18 protein-coding genes are annotated in these 16,701 nt (G+C 36.1%); 9 read left to right on the plus strand and 9 right to left on the minus strand.

All coding sequences use genetic code 11. From position 1 onward, the window contains the following. Positions 1 to 113: 113 nt before the first annotated feature. Entirely contained in the window at positions 114 to 1,733 is a 1,620-nt protein-coding gene (locus ACFIJ0_RS02265) for an acyl-CoA dehydrogenase family protein (RefSeq protein WP_375623666.1), read from the plus strand. Here ACFIJ0_RS02265 and ruvX read toward each other — a convergent pair. Beyond that, a complete protein-coding gene (gene ruvX, locus ACFIJ0_RS02270; protein WP_375623664.1) occupies positions 1,718 to 2,197 on the minus strand; it encodes a Holliday junction resolvase RuvX in 480 nt (159 codons plus the stop codon). The two genes, ACFIJ0_RS02265 and ruvX, sit on opposite strands and share 16 nt — an antisense overlap. Before the next feature lie 138 nt (positions 2,198 to 2,335). Between ruvX and gatC the strand changes: the two genes are divergently transcribed. Then, positions 2,336 to 2,623, plus strand: coding sequence for an Asp-tRNA(Asn)/Glu-tRNA(Gln) amidotransferase subunit GatC (gene gatC, locus ACFIJ0_RS02275; RefSeq protein WP_375623662.1), 288 nt, complete (start codon positions 2,336 to 2,338; stop codon positions 2,621 to 2,623). Between the two features lie 31 nt (positions 2,624 to 2,654). Then, the gene (gene gatA, locus ACFIJ0_RS02280; protein ID WP_375623660.1) at positions 2,655 to 4,139 is read left to right on the plus strand and encodes an Asp-tRNA(Asn)/Glu-tRNA(Gln) amidotransferase subunit GatA; all 1,485 of its coding nucleotides are present in this window, start codon (positions 2,655 to 2,657) and stop codon (positions 4,137 to 4,139) included. 95 nt (positions 4,140 to 4,234) lie between these two features. On the opposite strand, the gene ACFIJ0_RS02285 is transcribed toward gatA, so the two are convergent. From ACFIJ0_RS02285 to ACFIJ0_RS02305, 5 genes are all read right to left on the minus strand, one after another. Continuing rightward, the gene (locus ACFIJ0_RS02285; RefSeq protein ID WP_375623658.1) at positions 4,235 to 4,945 is read right to left on the minus strand and encodes an ABC transporter ATP-binding protein; all 711 of its coding nucleotides are present in this window, start codon (positions 4,943 to 4,945) and stop codon (positions 4,235 to 4,237) included. After that, entirely contained in the window at positions 4,932 to 5,714 is a 783-nt protein-coding gene (locus ACFIJ0_RS02290) for an ABC transporter ATP-binding protein (protein ID WP_375623657.1), read from the minus strand. Before ACFIJ0_RS02290 ends, ACFIJ0_RS02285 begins: the two co-directional genes overlap by 14 nt. Next, positions 5,711 to 6,769, minus strand: a complete 1,059-nt coding sequence (locus tag ACFIJ0_RS02295) for a branched-chain amino acid ABC transporter permease (protein WP_375644182.1) — start codon at positions 6,767 to 6,769, stop codon at positions 5,711 to 5,713. The genes ACFIJ0_RS02290 and ACFIJ0_RS02295 overlap by 4 nt, the downstream gene beginning before the upstream one ends. Then, complete coding sequence (locus ACFIJ0_RS02300) at positions 6,769 to 7,845, minus strand: branched-chain amino acid ABC transporter permease (protein WP_375623653.1); 1,077 nt, start codon at positions 7,843 to 7,845, stop codon at positions 6,769 to 6,771. The genes ACFIJ0_RS02295 and ACFIJ0_RS02300 overlap by 1 nt, the downstream gene beginning before the upstream one ends. 114 nt (positions 7,846 to 7,959) lie before the next feature. Next, on the minus strand, positions 7,960 to 9,093 hold the full coding sequence (locus tag ACFIJ0_RS02305) for an ABC transporter substrate-binding protein (RefSeq protein WP_375623651.1): 1,134 nt from the start codon (positions 9,091 to 9,093) through the stop codon (positions 7,960 to 7,962). A gap of 323 nt (positions 9,094 to 9,416) precedes the next feature. Here ACFIJ0_RS02305 and ACFIJ0_RS02310 point away from each other — a divergent pair, with 323 nt between their 5' ends. The 4 genes from ACFIJ0_RS02310 (at position 9,417) to ACFIJ0_RS02325 (ending at position 12,361) form a co-directional block, all read left to right on the plus strand. After that, positions 9,417 to 9,992 carry a cold-shock protein gene (locus tag ACFIJ0_RS02310; protein WP_015856414.1) on the plus strand — a complete coding sequence of 192 codons (576 nt, stop codon included), beginning with the start codon at positions 9,417 to 9,419 and terminating at the stop codon, positions 9,990 to 9,992. Between the two features lie 250 nt (positions 9,993 to 10,242). Further along, positions 10,243 to 10,755: a DUF192 domain-containing protein gene (locus ACFIJ0_RS02315; RefSeq protein WP_375623649.1), complete on the plus strand. Its 513-nt coding sequence runs from the start codon at positions 10,243 to 10,245 to the stop codon at positions 10,753 to 10,755. After that, positions 10,752 to 11,525, plus strand: coding sequence for an alpha/beta fold hydrolase (locus ACFIJ0_RS02320; RefSeq protein ID WP_375623647.1), 774 nt, complete (start codon positions 10,752 to 10,754; stop codon positions 11,523 to 11,525). The genes ACFIJ0_RS02315 and ACFIJ0_RS02320 overlap by 4 nt, the downstream gene beginning before the upstream one ends. 623 nt (positions 11,526 to 12,148) lie before the next feature. After that, entirely contained in the window at positions 12,149 to 12,361 is a 213-nt protein-coding gene (locus ACFIJ0_RS02325; RefSeq protein ID WP_375623645.1) for a DUF3126 family protein, read from the plus strand. A gap of 44 nt (positions 12,362 to 12,405) precedes the next feature. Here ACFIJ0_RS02325 and radC read toward each other — a convergent pair whose 3' ends face one another. Genes radC through sfsA form a run of 3 tightly spaced genes read right to left on the minus strand, consistent with a single transcriptional unit; the run spans position 12,406 to position 14,757 of the window. Further along, a complete protein-coding gene (gene radC / locus ACFIJ0_RS02330; protein ID WP_375623643.1) occupies positions 12,406 to 13,200 on the minus strand; it encodes a DNA repair protein RadC in 795 nt (264 codons plus the stop codon). A gap of 17 nt (positions 13,201 to 13,217) precedes the next feature. Then, positions 13,218 to 14,048 carry a type I methionyl aminopeptidase gene (gene map / locus ACFIJ0_RS02335; RefSeq protein WP_375644183.1) on the minus strand — a complete coding sequence of 277 codons (831 nt, stop codon included), beginning with the start codon at positions 14,046 to 14,048 and terminating at the stop codon, positions 13,218 to 13,220. Next, a complete protein-coding gene (gene sfsA / locus ACFIJ0_RS02340; RefSeq protein WP_375623639.1) occupies positions 14,041 to 14,757 on the minus strand; it encodes a DNA/RNA nuclease SfsA in 717 nt (238 codons plus the stop codon). Before sfsA ends, map begins: the two co-directional genes overlap by 8 nt. 282 nt (positions 14,758 to 15,039) lie before the next feature. Between sfsA and ACFIJ0_RS02345 the strand changes: the two genes are divergently transcribed. Both ACFIJ0_RS02345 and murI read left to right on the plus strand, forming a co-directional pair. Next, on the plus strand, positions 15,040 to 15,870 hold the full coding sequence (locus ACFIJ0_RS02345) for an RNA methyltransferase (protein WP_375623637.1): 831 nt from the start codon (positions 15,040 to 15,042) through the stop codon (positions 15,868 to 15,870). Beyond that, the gene (murI, locus tag ACFIJ0_RS02350) at positions 15,870 to 16,697 is read left to right on the plus strand and encodes a glutamate racemase (protein WP_375623635.1); all 828 of its coding nucleotides are present in this window, start codon (positions 15,870 to 15,872) and stop codon (positions 16,695 to 16,697) included. Before ACFIJ0_RS02345 ends, murI begins: the two co-directional genes overlap by 1 nt. The last annotated feature ends 4 nt before the right edge of the window (positions 16,698 to 16,701 follow it).

Consider the following 16,701-nt stretch of genomic DNA (forward strand, 5'->3'; position numbering starts at 1 on the left):
TATCTCTCTCTAAACAGGTTAAACAAGCATTTGTTTGAATATGATAAATGTTTCTTAACTCTAAAAAGACAAATAGTCTATGATATGAATGATTTGAATGTAGGAATATACCTATGAGTGCTGTATCTGCGCAAAATAATCGTCGAAAAAATACATTTCTTAGCGATACGCTTATGTTTCGTATTGCCTCTACTTTGCCTAAGTTTTTGTTAGCAAGTTTTGAAGAAATAGGGGATTTTGCAGCGAGTCGAGAAGCATGGAAACTCTCCTGCTTAGCGAATCATTATAAACCTTTATTATGTTATAATGATGAATGGGGGCAACCAACGGAAAAATTAGAGATCCATTCTTCCTATCAAGCTCTTCAACAATATTCTAGACAAGCAGGTTTGGTTACCTCGCTTTGGGAAAATACGAGCTCAGAAAATGGAGTCCGTTATCAAGCGCGTGCGATTCGTTTAGCTTTATCTGCTGGTTTAGAAACAGGACATTTGAATGAAGTTATTATAACGAGTGCAGCTATTGCTGTTTTAATTAGTGATATTGAGCTCTTCAAAAAATGGCAAAATGTACTTTTATCACGTCAATATGATTCTTCTTCAAAGTCTATTCATCATAAAAAGGCTGCTTCTCTAACTTGTGCATTTGATGATATTGAAAAATATGCTTTCAATTTTCCAAGTGTTAAGAAAATTTCTTTCGATGAAAGTATGGAACGTGATCTATATCGTTTAAATGTTGTAAAAACCAATGTTATTAATCCTACCGCTGACGGATATCTTGTTAGTGCAGATTTAAATGGTCATTTAAGTTGTTTTTTTATTCCACGCATACAAGAAAATGGAGCATTAAATGGATTTATATCGATTCGTCATTTAATTCAGCGTTCTGGAGAACTTTTAACACCAGAGGGGGTTGTTGATTTCCAAGGCAGTTATGGCTGGCTTTTGGGAAATGCTGGAGAAGGGCTTAAAGTTATTAAAGATATCGAGACGATGATGCGTTTTGATCAATCGGTTATATCGGCAGGTGTTTTGCGAGCAGCTCTTCAATTTGGCATAGATTTTTTCCGGAAAAAAATGCCTAATCAGCCTTTACCACCACTGACAGAACGTATTTTTGCAGATATTGCATTAGATATAGCTGCTTCACAAGCATTGGTTTTGCGTTTAGCGAGAGCATTTGACAATGCAGCAAACGACCGTTCTGAAGCAGCTTTTGCTCGCATTATGACACCTATTATTGCTTATCACGTAAGTCAATTGGTTGTGCCTATTATTGGCGAGATTATTGCACAACTTGGTATTGAAAGTTTTATAGAGAATAATCCATTATCACAAATGTTGCATAATGGGCCTGCGCGAATTGTAAGAAATAGTTCTGCTAATCAACTGGTAAAGGATGCCATTCTTATTGCTGAAAAAGCACCGGGATTATTTCAGAAATTGTTAGAAAAAATTGCTCTTGATATTGGACCAGCGGGACCACGAGCAATTGAAATTATTAAGTCAGCAGGTGATATGGCATCAGCGAATGAAGGTTCAGGAAGGTTTTTTGTTGAACAGGTAGCCTATGCAGCAGCAGCAGCAGCATTACGTTCTACAGACATAGAACATGTTGCAAATGCCTATATGGAAAGCCGCCTTGGGGGACAATGGAGATCTTCCTACGGAATGCTCATTGCACGATATAATGCAGGGCATTTGCTCAATGTCCTCTATCCTTCCATATGATGAAAGTTTTGAATTCTATTGAGAGCACCTTGCAATATAAAAGCGGCGGCGGCCGAATCAATTCGGCTTGCTCTTTTAGCGCGCGATACATTCATTGCTAGAAGAGAACGTTCTGCAGCAATTGTTGATAAACGTTCGTCCCAAAAAACAAATGGAATTTTTGTATAAGCTTTCATATTGCTCACAAAAGCTCTAGTTGCTTGAACACGAGAGCCGCTGCTTCCATTCATGTTAAGGGGTAAGCCAACGATAATAACGCCTACATTTTCACAGTCAAAAATTTTAATAAGTGTGTAAGCATCTTCTGTAAATTTTTTTCGCTGTAGTACAGGACGCGGATTTGAGACAGTCAGCCCCATATCAGAAATCGCAATTCCGATAGTTTTTGTTCCTAAATCTAAGCCTGCTATTGTTTGTCCAGGCAAAAGATGTGTCATAACTTCGTTTATATTAATAACGGTCATAAGGGTATAATGCGTTTTTTAATGTTTCAGATCTAATGGTTATATTCTTCATTCATGTTATCTAATATTCTTGCGCTTGCAAGCTCAGCCTTGTATAGCCAGAATAGAGATTAATAAAAACAGAAAGGCGTAAATAGTATGTCTATTGATCAAGAGACCGTCAAGCGGATCGCACATTTAGCGCGGATTGCTATCCACGATGATGAGATAGAACCTGTGACAAAAAAATTCAATGCTATTTTAGGTTTTGTAGAGCAATTGAATGAAGTTGATGTCAGTGGAGTTGAGCCATTAACATCTGTGATGCCGATGACTCTACGAATGCGTGAAGATAGTGTTACAGATGGCGATAAAGCAGCAGATATTGTAGCTAATGCCCCTGTTACAGAAGAAAATTTTTTTCTTGTCTCAAAAATTGTTGAATAACTTTTTATATTTTTGAAATTTGAGAACCAATATGACTGATTTAACAACCCTCACAATTGCGCAAGCTCGTGATGCTCTAACAAAGAAAAATCTCAAAGCAACAGAATTAACGGAAGCTTATTTACAAGCAATAGAATCAGCTAATCCAATTTTGAATGCTTATGTAACAATAACAGCAGAACAAGCAATGAAAATGGCTGCTGAATCAGATAGTCGCTTAGCGAGAGAGCAGGGAAGGCTTTTAGAAGGAATCCCCTTGGGGATTAAAGATCTTTTTGCAACCTATGGTGTTCATACTCAAGCTTGTTCAAATATCCTTGATGGTTTTAAACCGCACTATGAATCAACTGTCACGGCTAATTTATGGCAAGACGGTGCTGTGATGTTAGGAAAACTTAATATGGATGAGTTTGCTATGGGCTCATCCAACGAAACATCATATTATGGTCCCGTTATTAATCCATGGAGAAAAAAAGGCTCGAATGAAAGACTTGTACCCGGTGGTTCTTCGGGAGGATCTGCTGCCGCTGTTGCAGCACAAATTTGTGCTGGTGCAACTGCAACCGATACAGGTGGCTCAATACGTCAACCAGCAGCTTTTACTGGAACTGTAGGAATAAAGCCAACTTATGGACGTTGTTCACGGTGGGGCATTGTTGCATTTGCTTCATCCCTTGATCAAGCTGGACCTGTTGCTAGAGATGTTCGTGATTGTGCTATCTTACTAAGATCAATGGCCTCTTTCGATGAAAAAGATTCTACTTCCGTGAATTTACCAGTTCCTGATTATGAAAGTTATCTTGGTCAATCAATTAAAGGAATGAAAGTTGGTATTCCAAAAGAATATCATATGGATGGAATGTCTCCAGAAATTATTGAGCTTTGGCAAAAAGGCATAAGTTGGTTAAAAGAAGCAGGAACTGAGATTAAGAATATTTCTTTGCCCCATACAAAATATGCTCTACCTTCTTATTATATTATAGCTCCTGCAGAAGCTTCTTCTAATTTAGCCCGTTATGATGGTGTGCGTTTTGGTCTGCGCGTGCCTGGAAAAGACATCATTGAGATGTATGAAAATACGCGCTCTGTTGGTTTTGGTGATGAAGTCAAGCGACGTATTTTGGTTGGGACTTATGTTCTTTCATCTGGTTATTATGATGCCTGTTATCTAAGAGCTCAAAAAGTAAGAACACTCGTAAAACGTGATTTTGATCAATGTTTTGCTTCAGGCATTGATGCTATTCTAACACCAGCAACACTAACACCTGCCTTTGGTATTGCTGATGAAAAAATAAAAAATGATGCTATAGCTATGTATCTTAATGATATTTTTACGGTACCAGTTAATATGGCTGGTTTACCAGGAATCTCTGTTCCTGCAGGTCTGTCATCAAATGGTTTACCTTTAGGATTGCAATTGATTGGTAAACCTTTTGCTGAAGAAATCATTTTTCAGATAGCGCACATTATTGAAAAAGAAGCAGGGATATTCAGTGTAGAAAAATGGTGGATGTAATAGTCAAGCTTCACAAAAAAGCATTTCTCATTAAGGATGAGAAATGCTTTTTTAAAAGGTTGATGGAAGAGTTCTATTTCCTTAATTCGTAGTCTTTATCCACCAAGATAGGCTTCTTTAACACGCGAATCAGAGAGCATAGTTTTTCCTTCACCGTGAAATAAAATATGTCCTACTTCTAAAATATAAGCATAGTCAGCTATGGAAAGCGCAGCAAACGCATTTTGTTCAATAAGAAGGACAGTTTTTCCCATATCATTAATTTTTCGAATAATCGAAAAAATTTCTCGAACGAGAAGTGGAGCTAACCCCAATGAGGGTTCATCTAATATGACCATATCAGGATTGCTCATGAGTGCACGGCCCACGGCAACCATCTGTTGTTCACCACCTGACATTGTTCCTCCCAACTGTTTTGCTCTTTCACGTAGGCGCGGAAAAAGATCAAAAATCCATTCAATATCACGGGAAATTCCTTGCTTATCACGACGGATATAAGCGCCTAGATGAAGATTCTCTAAAACAGTGAGATGAGGCATGATACGTCGCCCTTCAGGACTTAGAGCAATACCTAATCGCAAAATCTCTTCTGGTGATTTTTTAATAATAGATTCGCCATTATAGGTAATTTTTCCATAAACAGAGCGATTAAGTCCTGTAATAGAACGTACAATACTGCTTTTTCCTGCACCATTGGCTCCAATTAAAGTAACAATACTTCCCTTTTTTATAGACATAGAAAGATTTTGGACAGCTTTAATGGCGCCATAATGAACGTAAAGATTTTTTATTTTAAGAATATCCATAAACATCTCCGCCAAGATAAGCTTCAATAACTTTAGGGTTATTACGAATTTCATCTGGTGTACCATTGGCAATGCAACAGCCATATTCCATAACCAAAATATGTTGGCAAAGCTCCATAACTACTTTCATATCGTGCTCAATAAGAAGAATTGTAAGATCAAAGTCTTTTTGCACTTTTGCTATGAATTTTTTAAGATCTTCACTTTCTTGTGGATTCATGCCAGCAACAGGTTCATCAAGAAGAAGCAATTTGGGCTTTGTGGCTAACGCGCGTGCAATTTCTAGACGTCGTTGCACACCATAAGGTAAAGCTGTTGCCGATTGATTAGCAAGGTGATCAAGTTGTAGCTGTTCAAGGAGCTCCAAGGAATTTTTATAAACTTCCTTCTTTTCTTTCATTGCTTTTGAAAAAAATAGAGCTGAAGAAAACCAAGGATATTTTTGTCGAACGTGCGCTCCTACCATAACATTCTGCAAAACCGTTAATCCTGAGAAAAGACGAATATTTTGAAATGTTCTGGCAATATGGCGTCTACAGATAATGTAAGGAGACGCTCCAGAAATTTTTTGCTCATCAAAAAGAATGATACCGCTTGTAGGAGCATAAAATCCAGAAATCATATTGAAAACTGTTGTTTTTCCAGCACCATTGGGACCAATTAATCCAGTAATACTTCCTCGTTTAATTGCCATATTAACATTATTTACAGCAACTAATCCGCCAAAACGCATTACAATATTATTGAGTGAAAGGATAGTGTCTTTCATAGCCTTCCCTCAGTATTAGGAAGCTTTTTGCGTGTCAAAAAGCTATAAATTCCATTCCATGAGAATTCTCGTTGTCCCATCAACCCTTTTCTCCAAAACAAGATAATTACTAGCAATAAAAGAGAAAAAACAACCATGCGAAGTCCTGGTGTTTCTGGAATATGTATAAAACCTAAGTCAAATGGACTTTCAATAATACGAAGCCATTCAAGCATAACTGTAATAATAATGCTGCCAATAATACTTCCTGTAATTGAACCGAGACCACCAGCAACTACAATCATCAAAATATTAAAAGTTAGAAGAAAATTAAACATTTTGGGATCAATGGTTGAAATAAGAGCAGCCATTAATGCTCCACCTATACCTGCAAAAAACGCTCCAACAGTAAAAGAAAAACTACGGTAGAAAAAAGCGTTAATTCCCATAGTTTTCGCAGCAATTTCATCATCACGAATGGCACGTAATACGTTACCAGTATTGCTTTGCAGTAAAAGGACAATAAAGAGAACTGTAAATGCTAACCAACCATAGTTCCACCATAATGTTGCATTTTGAGGTATTCCCTTGATTCCTAAAGAGCCATTTGTAAGCGATGTTGCGTTCGTAATGACAATGCGAATAATTTCTGCAAAACCCAATGTTGCAATTCCAAGATAATCACCACCAAGACGCAATATTGGCAAAGCAATCAATAAACCTACAACTGCAGCACATATACCACTTATAACAACAGCGACAAAAAAAGGTAATTGTAGATGATATAATGGTTCAGCGATAGGCTCCAGAATCCACATCATTTCTTTTTGTTCAGGGGAAAGAAGTAAAATTGCGCAGACATAAGCACCAATAGCCATAAATCCAGCATGTCCAAGAGAAAACATACCTGTGAAACCGTAAATCAAATTAAGCGAAATTGCCAATATCGCATTAATAGCAATCAGATTTATGATACGAAGCGTATAGTCATTAAAATGGCTATCAGCATAAAATAAAAAAACTATGAGAACTAAAACACTTATACACGATAAAACAGTTGTCACTGACTTTGCCATTAGATTTTCTCCTGACTTTTTTTACCCATTAACCCTGTGGGCAATATCAATAAAATCAGAATCAATAAAATGAAAGCGAAGGCATCTCGATATCCAGATAGCGCAGGTAAAAATGCGATAATCATAATTTCAATAAACCCTAATAACAATCCTCCCAACATTGCTCCTGGTATCGAACCAATACCTCCGATAACAGCAGCGATAAATGCTTTGAGACCAGGAAGAACGCCCATATAAGGCTGAATTTGAGGATAACGTAAAGACCACATAATACCTGCTATAGCTGCAAGAGCTGAGCCTATTCCAAATGTAAATGCAATAACTTTATTGACAGACACCCCCATCAAACGCGTTGTTTCAATATCATGGGAGATTGCACGCATAGCAAGACCCGGTTTTGTTTTATGGATAATCCATAACAGTAAAACAATAAGAATCAATGACACAACCGGAACGATCAGAGACATGGGAGCAATTCTAATGATACCATCTGCCTCTGATCCTAAATGCCATAGAAATGGTGTTACAAGAAAATCTGGTTGTTTTACACCTTTCGGAACACCACTAAAGAGTACAGTAGAAAGATTTTCAATAAAAAAAGAAACACCAATTGCACCGATAAGTGCCGAGATACGTGGAGCATGGCGTAGAGGTTTATAGGCAAGTTGATCAACAATAATACCCACTGCACTTGTAATAAAAATGGAAAAACAAAGAGCTAAAACCCAAATTGGGGTAAAATCTTGTGGAGAAATTTTAAAATAATAAACAAAAATTAACGCAAGAATTAAAAAAACAGCAATCCAATAAATTGAAGGGCGTCTTTTAAATCCTACAAAGACCGAATAATAAATAAGAGCCGCGAAAAACAAAAGAAGAAGTGCTGTCCAAGCAGGCATAAAGCTAATTGTGGAAAAGAAAACAAAATATGCTCCCAGCATAAAGATATCACCGTGAGCAAAATTAATGAGTCTCAGTATACCGTAGACCATGGTGTAACCAATAGCGATAAGCCCATAAAGAGATCCCAATGCCAGTGCATTAAAAAAATACTGGATGAACATTTCAGTGCTCATCTCTCATCCTTCCACATTTGTTAATTTACATAGGATAACAAGAAATTTCTAAGTTGTTGGTTTAGAAAAAAATCCTCAATCAATTCTTGCATTTTAATAAGTAAAACTTTTTAATTAAAAAGCAGGCTTAACTTCTTCTAAATAAACACGTTTTCCATCCTGTATTTTAATGATACCAATAGGAATTTTAGGGTTATGATTTTCATCCATTGACATATCACCGAAGGGGGTTTGAAAATCTTTTAATTTGCTAAGAGCAATAGTAATTTTTTCACGATCAGTGCTACCAGCATTTTGAATAGCCTTCATGAACATCATATAACTCGTATATCCCAAAACAGAATTGATATTCGGCTCTTTGTCAGGATAAGCTTTTTTCCATTCTTCTGTGAATTCTTGTGCAGCTACTGACATATTTGGCATATCCTCACTATAGGGAAGTGTTGTATGTAAGAAACCTTCTGCAGCTTTTCCTGCAATCGTAATGGTTTCTGGATTATCCATAGCATCTCCACCCATAATTTGAAACTTTGCTCCTAATTCTCGTGCTTGTTTCATAATGATAGCACCCTCAGAAAAGTAAGATGGAATGAATAAGATATCAGGTTTTTGTGCGATAATTTGCGTAAGAACAGCTGAAAAATCCTGCTCTCCGGAATTATAGTTTAAATTTGAGACAACTTCACCACCTAATTTTTTGAAAGCACGCATAAAATAGCTTGCAAGACCAATGGCATAATCGTTTGAAATATCTTTGAGGATAGCTGCTTTTTTTGCGTGTAAAGTTTGACTTACATAAGTCGCGATTCCTACCCCTTGATAGGAATCAATAAAACAAGCGCGAAAATAATATTTTTTACCCTGTGTAACAAGAGGACTCGTTGAGGAAGTTGCAATGGTTGGAGTCTTTGCTTTTTCAGATATTTCACCACCTGCCAACGAAAGCGAGGAACCATAGCTACCAATGATTCCACTCACGTTTTCACTTGCTGTTAAACGCATAACAGCATTAGCCGCTTCTACTTTATCAGACTTATTATCAATAATAACAAGGTCCACTTTACGTCCTAAAATTTCTGGGATTTTTTTATGGGCTAATTCTATACCTCTAATTTCAAGCTGACCTCCAAATGCATTTTGACCACTTAATGGAAGATAAACACCAATTTTGATGGGTTCACTTGCATAAACATTTGCTGTAAATGCTATGAATGCTGTGATTGTCGTAAGGATTTTCTTCAATTGCATTGCGCATTTTCCTTAATTGAATTGTCATTTTTGCACCTTATATTGAACTTCTTCATCATGCAAGTTACACATTTACGAAAATATCATTATGTAAAAAACCTTTTATATAACCTCTTTTGTAGGCCACTCCTTGTAAGATATGTAAAGCGTACAATCAAATAATTTTATAAATATTCATGTTGATATTCTCTGACATCAACATAGAAGATACGACAATATGGGGAAATCTTATCTTGGGGCTTGCGTGTTGATACAAGAGCAATGTTTACTTAAACATAGAGAATCAATATCGTACAATTTATAAGCTACAGGATCACGTTATTATGACGAGTAAGGATGCATTAAAGGATTGTCCCCTATCTGAAGATAGTATAGGTGCTTGTGGGGAGATTATCGAAATCAGTGGTGTCATTAAGTGGTTTGATGGTAGTAAGGGGTATGGATTTATTGTACCTGATTTACCTCATTTCCCCGATATATTATTGCATGTTACGGTAATGCGAAGGGATGGTTTTCAAACAGCTTTGGAGGGAGCTAAAGTTATTTGTGCTGTGGAAAAAACTGAACGAGGGTTAAAGTGCGTTCAGGTGAAATCCATAGATTGTTCTTCAGCAATTCATCCATCAGAAGTTCCAGCCCGTACCCATGTTGTTGTTACTCCAGAAAGTGGACTAGAACGTGCAATTGTTAAATGGTTTAATCGTGACAAAGGATACGGTTTTCTTAGCCGTGGGCAAGGAACAGAAGATATTTTTATTCATATGGAAACATTGCGCCGTTTTGGTTTAGCAGAGCTTCGTTCCGGACAAGTTGTTCTTGTACGTTTTGGTAAAGGAGAAAAAGGTTTAATGACAGCAGAGATTTATCCGGATATAGGCATTCCTTTAGCTACGCATTGAATTTCACGAGTGAAATCAGTATATTTTCTATTTTTTTTAAAGTAGTTATTCCATAAATTGCTATAGAGGTAGATTTTTAAAGAAAATATGGCTCTAGTGAATCGATAAACCAAATGGAAAAAATTGCGCATATTGCGTTGGAAGAAATTAGAAAACAACAAGGAAGCAATCCTCTTGTTTTTGACTTTTAAACTCTGGTGCTTTTTATTTTAGAAACAAAATTTAAAATTTTTCTGTAGTGGAGACAAGAATGTTAAAGCCTTTTAAAAAGGGGCATATTATTTTATTGGTGATGCTTTTTATGTTAGAAATGCGTGTTGTTGTAGCAAAAAAGCCCATAGAGATTCCTGTTCATCCGATTCCTTTAGAAATACATACAAAGGAAGGTACAGTTTTTTATAAGGTAGAGATTGCTTTTACGCCATCTCAAGCAGCAGCTGGTTTAATGTATCGGACTGATTTTCCACGCGATCGTGCAATGCTCTTTAAGCAGCTAAAAAGTTTTCAATCGGGAGATGAGCAGAAAATTTTTATGTGGATGGCAAATACGCCTTTACCTTTAGATATGATTTTCTTAAACTCTGAAGGAATTATTGTATCAATTATTGAAAATACTTCTCCATTTTCTAGAAATACCATTTCATCAAAAGTTCCTGCAGCTTTTGCACTTGAGATTAACGCTGGTGAAGTTTTTAAAAAAAAGATACAAAAAGGGCAACGTGTTATTCATCCTGTACTTTGTGGAAAGTGCAATAAAAAATGACCGCTGAAGATATTCGTTTTTTTGAATATGATGGTTTGCGATTTGCTTATCGAGAAGAAGGGCAGGGCGCGCCTGTTTTGTTGATCCATGGTTTTGGATCTTCTGCACGGGTGAATTGGTATGCAACGGGTTGGTTTCGTGTTCTTACTGAAGCAGGATATCGTGTTATTGCTCTTGATAATCGCGGTCATGGAGATTCAGTTAAAAGTTATGATCCTGTCTTTTATACATCTCAAGCTATGGCCGGCGACGCAATAAAGCTACTACAGCATTTAGAGTTATCTAAAGCCCATGTTATGGGATATTCTATGGGGGCTCGTATTAGTGCTTTCATGGCTCTTTTGCATCCAACATATGTACACAGTGTTATTTTTGGTGGCTTAGGTATTGGTATGGTAACGGGAGCAGGAAATTGGGAGCCTGTTGCTGAGGCCCTTTTAGCAGAAGATATTTCTACCATTACCAATACGCGCGGTTTAATGTTCCGTAAATTTGCAGATCAAACGAAAAGCGATAGACGTGCACTGGCTGCATGTATTATCACATCAAAACAGGAGTTAACGGCGTCTGAAGTTTACAAAATTAAGCAACCTGCACTTGTTGCCGTTGGTTCATTAGATGAAATTGGCGGTGCTGCAGAGCCATTAGCAGCTTTATTGCCTTGTGGTGAAGCTTTATCAATTCCTGGTCGAGATCATATGCTTGCTGTAGGCGATAAAGTTTATAAAAAAGGTGTTATAGATTTTCTTTCTCGTTATCCTATAAGATAACATTCTTTATAGGTTTTAGCATTTACAAAAATGCTCAGTATTTTGATCTCGTATAAATTGAAAAGTGAAAAAAGCTTATTTAAAGATTTTTCTATTATGACATAAGTTTTTATAAAAAATGGAAAGAAAAATAAACTCTTATTAGCTTATTTTGTATATTTTTTAGAGATGTAATTCTTCTAAGGTTAGATATTTATATTTTAAAAGTTATTAAAAAGAATTATTTTTGAGTGATGTAATAATATTTTTTGCTAAAAAATGTAGTTTTGAATAAAAAATTTATTGTTACTTGTATTTTTTTATAAAAGGAACAAAATGATAAATTATTGATTAATTTTTCTTACGAATATGAATTCTAAATGCAGATGCTAAAATTGGAGATGAAGTGACATTATTAAAAATATACAGTTTTTAGCCATTTTTAAATCTATACGGGTATATTTAATTAATGATAGAATCCTTTTGTAAAAGTTCTTTATGAATATATAAAGGACGTTGTAAATATATGTAACATTAAGTAAATATTCAAATTAAGCTTTTTTACTGACTTTACAGAATCATGAGAGTGTCTTATTTGCGCGATACGCAATTATTTTAATCGTTTTAAAAAACAGGAGAGCATAGTGAATGCTGATGAAATAAAAAAACTTGATAATTATTTAAAAAATATATTCCAAAACTCAGCATTGCAAGTCAGAGCACGGCCTAAAAAGGGTGATTCTTGTGAGGTTTATATGGGAGATGAGTTTTTAGGTGTTATCTATCGAGATGAAGATGAAGATGAACTCTCCTATAATTTCTCAATGGCTATATTAGATATTGATTTAGAAAATTGATTCGTTATTCATAGTTGAATAAAGTCTTTTTTATCCTATAAAATTTATATAAGTTTTAACGCTTTAAAGCTCGTATGGTTATTTCGTGCAATAATAAGATGGTCATGGATAATAATGCCTAATGCATTTGCTGCATCTTTTAATCTATATGTCATTGTTATATCTGCATCAGAGGGGGTGGAATCGCCAGAAGGGTGATTGTGGACTAAAATAAGTCCTGATGCGGATAACTCTAAAGCTCGAGAAATAACTTCACGAGGATAAACAGGGGTATGATCAATGGTTCCAGTTTGTTGCACCTCATCAGCAAGTAAGCCGTTTTTCTTATCAAGAAACAAAATACGAAATTGTTCACGTGTTTCATGAGCCATAACAGCTTTACAATAAGCTAATACTTTATCCCATGATGAAAAAATATCGCGTTTAAACAATTGCGCACGAGCAAGACGTCCAGCAACATCTGAAATAATTTTTAAATCAATTGCAGTGGCGGGACCGCATCCTGGAATTTCTTGAAGTCGGTGAATATCTGCTCCCAACACATCAGCTAATGAACCAAAACGTGCTATCAAATTTTTAGCTATGGGTTTTGTGTTTACACGGGGTATTGTGCGAAAAAGCAATAATTCAAGATATTCATAATCTTCGATTGCATTTCCTTTTGACTTTAAATAGCGCTTCCGAAGACGCTCACGATGTCCTTGATAATGTTTATGGAGCTGTGCGTTTTTCTGAGGCTCTTCACTTTTTCTTTCTGATACTGGGGTGAGTGGAGAACTCGATGTTAATGCAAAGTGATTACTTTGACTATCTTCCTTTTGATTTAATTTTTTAGCCATAACATCTCTACATTGCGTTAGGTATGCGAATTTGGAATGTAAAAAATATTTTTAGGAGATTGTGTGAATATTTCATACCCTTCATTTGTGACACCAATTGTATGTTCATATTGTGCTGTCAGAGAGCGGTCACGGGTAACAGCAGTCCAACCGTCAGATAAAATCTTGACTTGTGGTTTACCAAGGTTAATCATAGGCTCAATTGTAAATATCATACCTGGTTTTAATTCTATTCCTTCTCCAGGGTTTCCATAATGGAGGATATTGGGTGCATCATGAAAAAGCTGCCCAATACCATGTCCACAGAAATCTTTCACAATTGAGCATCGTTCAGATTCTGCATACTGTTGAATGGCTGCACCAATATCACCTGTGGTTGCTCCAGGCTTAACAACAGCGATTCCTTTCATAAGACTTTCATAGGTTATTTTTAGCAGGCGTTCAGCAGCACGCCTGATTTTTCCAACAGGATACATTCGGCTTGAATCCCCATGCCAACCATCAAGGATAAAGGTTACATCAACATTCACAATATCGCCTTCTTGCAAGGGTCTTTTATTGGGAATGCCATGACAGACAACATGATTAATAGATGTACAGCATGAATGGCTATATCCATGATAATTTAGATCAGCAGGAAGCGCTCCTCGCTTAGCACCAAAAATGAATACAAAATCATCAATTTCTTGCGTAGTAACGCCTGGCTTAATAATATCCGTAAGCGCATCAAGGCATTCTGCAGCAATGCGACCAACTTCACGCATTTTAGCAAAAGCAGAATCATCGAAAATGCGAATTTTCCCATTAAATTTTAAAGGGCTTTTATTATATTCAATATACTCAGTCATTGTTTTTTCTGTTTTCTATTTTTACTCTCTGAATCGGAAAAATGCCTTCTACACTTACGTGACACTTTACAGCATAACATTCTACCCCTGATTTTAATGCTAAATCAAATTTACGTCCATAGAGTGGATCAAGATCATGACAGATTGTAAAAGCTGCGCAATCTTCTCGTTGAATAATATAAAGTATAGCAGCTCGTTTTCCTTGTTGTACAACTCCTATGAGCTCATCAAGGTGATGTGCACCACGTTTTGTTTCGCTATCAGGAAATTCTGCTAATCCTTTTTGACGAATAAAATGAACATTTTTGACTTCTAGGTAACAATCAGGAAGAATGTCATCACGTAAAAGAAAGTCAATTCGTGATTGTGTCCCATAGCGTTGTTCTTTTAAAATTGTTTTATATCCACTTAATTCTGGTAGTAATCCGTTTTGAATTGCTTCTAACGCAAGTTTATTCGGTAAAACAGTATTAATGCCAACCAAAGTATTATCGGCTTCAATAATTTCTAATTGATAGGCATATTTTCGTTTGATGTTGTTATGATATGAAAGCCAAATATTGGAGTTGAAAGCTGTTAATCCAAGCATTGATCCTGTATTAGGTACAGACACGGTGAGGATATGCTGATCATCTTGTTGAACATCCGCAAGGAAACGTTTATAACGACGGATAAGCTTTGCAGGAAAAAGTTTGGGAATAAAGTGCATATCCCTTTTTTAGGATTTATGATTTCATAATTCAACTGAGATTATGATTTGTAGGGGTTGTTCCCTATTAAAAAAGATAAAATTTAGTAAAAAACGCTACGATATTTTGTATAAATTGTTATAAATTCCATCGTTCACTTTAATGGCTTTTAAAATTTATTATCTTTGAGTAAAAAATAGCATTGTCTATAATTTATTATTAAACGCCATTAGAGTACTGTGAAGAAGGTTTCGTAAAAAATAGTGGAGAGGGAGATAGTTAAGTGAAACTAGGTAAGATTGATGGCTGGAACGAATAAGAATCGTAAAAATTTAACAAATGGTCCCATTATTATTTTAGTTGAACCGCAGCTTCCTGAAAACATTGGTATGGTCGCAAGGGCAATGGCAAATTTTGGGCTTTCTAAGCTTCGGTTAGTCAAACCTCGAGAAATGTTTCCAAATGAAAAAGCTAGAGCTGCTGCAAGTAAAGCTGATCATGTCATTAACAACGCTGTGATTTTTAACACATTACGTGATTCAATTGCAGATTTACACTATGTTTTTGCTACAACAGCACGTGAAAGATGTGGATTTAAAACTGTAAAAAGTGCTGTCGAAGCAGCAAGCATATTACGTCAGCGTGAAAGTATCGGACATAAGACAGGTATTGTCTTTGGAAGAGAGAGATGGGGACTAGAAAATGATGAAATTAGCCTTGTTGATGAAATTATTACTTTTCCAGTTAATCCTGCTTTTGCGTCACTTAATATTGCGCAAGCGGTTCTTTTAATGTCTTACGAATGGATGAAAACAGGTCTAGAGAATGTCAGTGATACAGCATTTCGTGCCGCAGAGATGGAACCTGCAAATAAAACAATATTTCATGGTTTTTTATCTCAGTTAGAAGAGGCTTTGAATATCCGTGGGTATTTTAGACCCCCGGAACGCAAAGAAGTAATGCTTGCAAATTTGCGCTCTGTTTTTACGCGCCCTAACTTTAGTGAACCTGAGGTTCGTTTATTGCGAGGCATTATAGCTTCTTTGGATCATTTTTCGCCACAATATCCACGGGGGAGTAGAGCACCTGAAGAGCGTGAACGTAAAAAAATTAAAAATAAGTGTGATAATTAATGGATGAACGACCTGTTCTTTTTTTTGATAGCGGTATTGGTGGTATAACAGTGTTCAGGGAAGCGCGTATTCTTATCCCTGAAATGCAATTTATCTATGTTGCTGATGATGCAGGATTTCCTTATGGAAATTGGAAAGAAAATATTTTGAAAGAGCGTATTTTAAAGATTTTTACAAATCTTTTAACACGCTACAATCCAGTCTTATGTGTGATTGCTTGCAACACTGTTTCTACACTGATGATGGCAGATTTACGACAAAATTTTCCTCATGTCCCTTTTGTAGGAACGGTTCCTGCAATTAAATCAGCTGCTGAACAAACAAAATCTGGTTTTATTTCCGTATTAGCTACTCCTGGAACAGTTAAACGTGCCTATACAAATGAATTAATTAACTCTTTTGCTGGACAGTGTCATGTTCAGCTTGTGGGAAGTAAAAAGTTGGCTGGATTTGCTGAAGATTATTTACGGGGGAAATCTATCGATTCAGAAGAGTTAAGAAAAGAAATCCTGCCATGTTTTGTGGAAAAAAATGGGCAATATACTGATGTTATTGTTTTAGCCTGCACACATTATCCTTTTTTGATTAACTTCTTTCGTGAACATGCTTTATGGTCCGTTGAGTGGATTGATCCAGCGAAAGCGATCGCCAAACATATCAGATCATTATTACCATTGTCGGGAAAAATACATCATCAATATATAAAGAAAGATCAAGATGTTGCGTTTTTGACATCGAAAAATATCACTTCTTTAACGGAGAATTTGTTTAAAGGATTTGGCTTAAAACTCATGAAAGGAGTTGACTTTGGATTACGAGACCAATAATGAT

It is taken from the genome of Bartonella sp. OC68QHHN, assembly GCF_042193875.1.
GTDB classification, from domain to species: Bacteria; Pseudomonadota; Alphaproteobacteria; order Rhizobiales; family Rhizobiaceae; genus Bartonella; species Bartonella grahamii_A.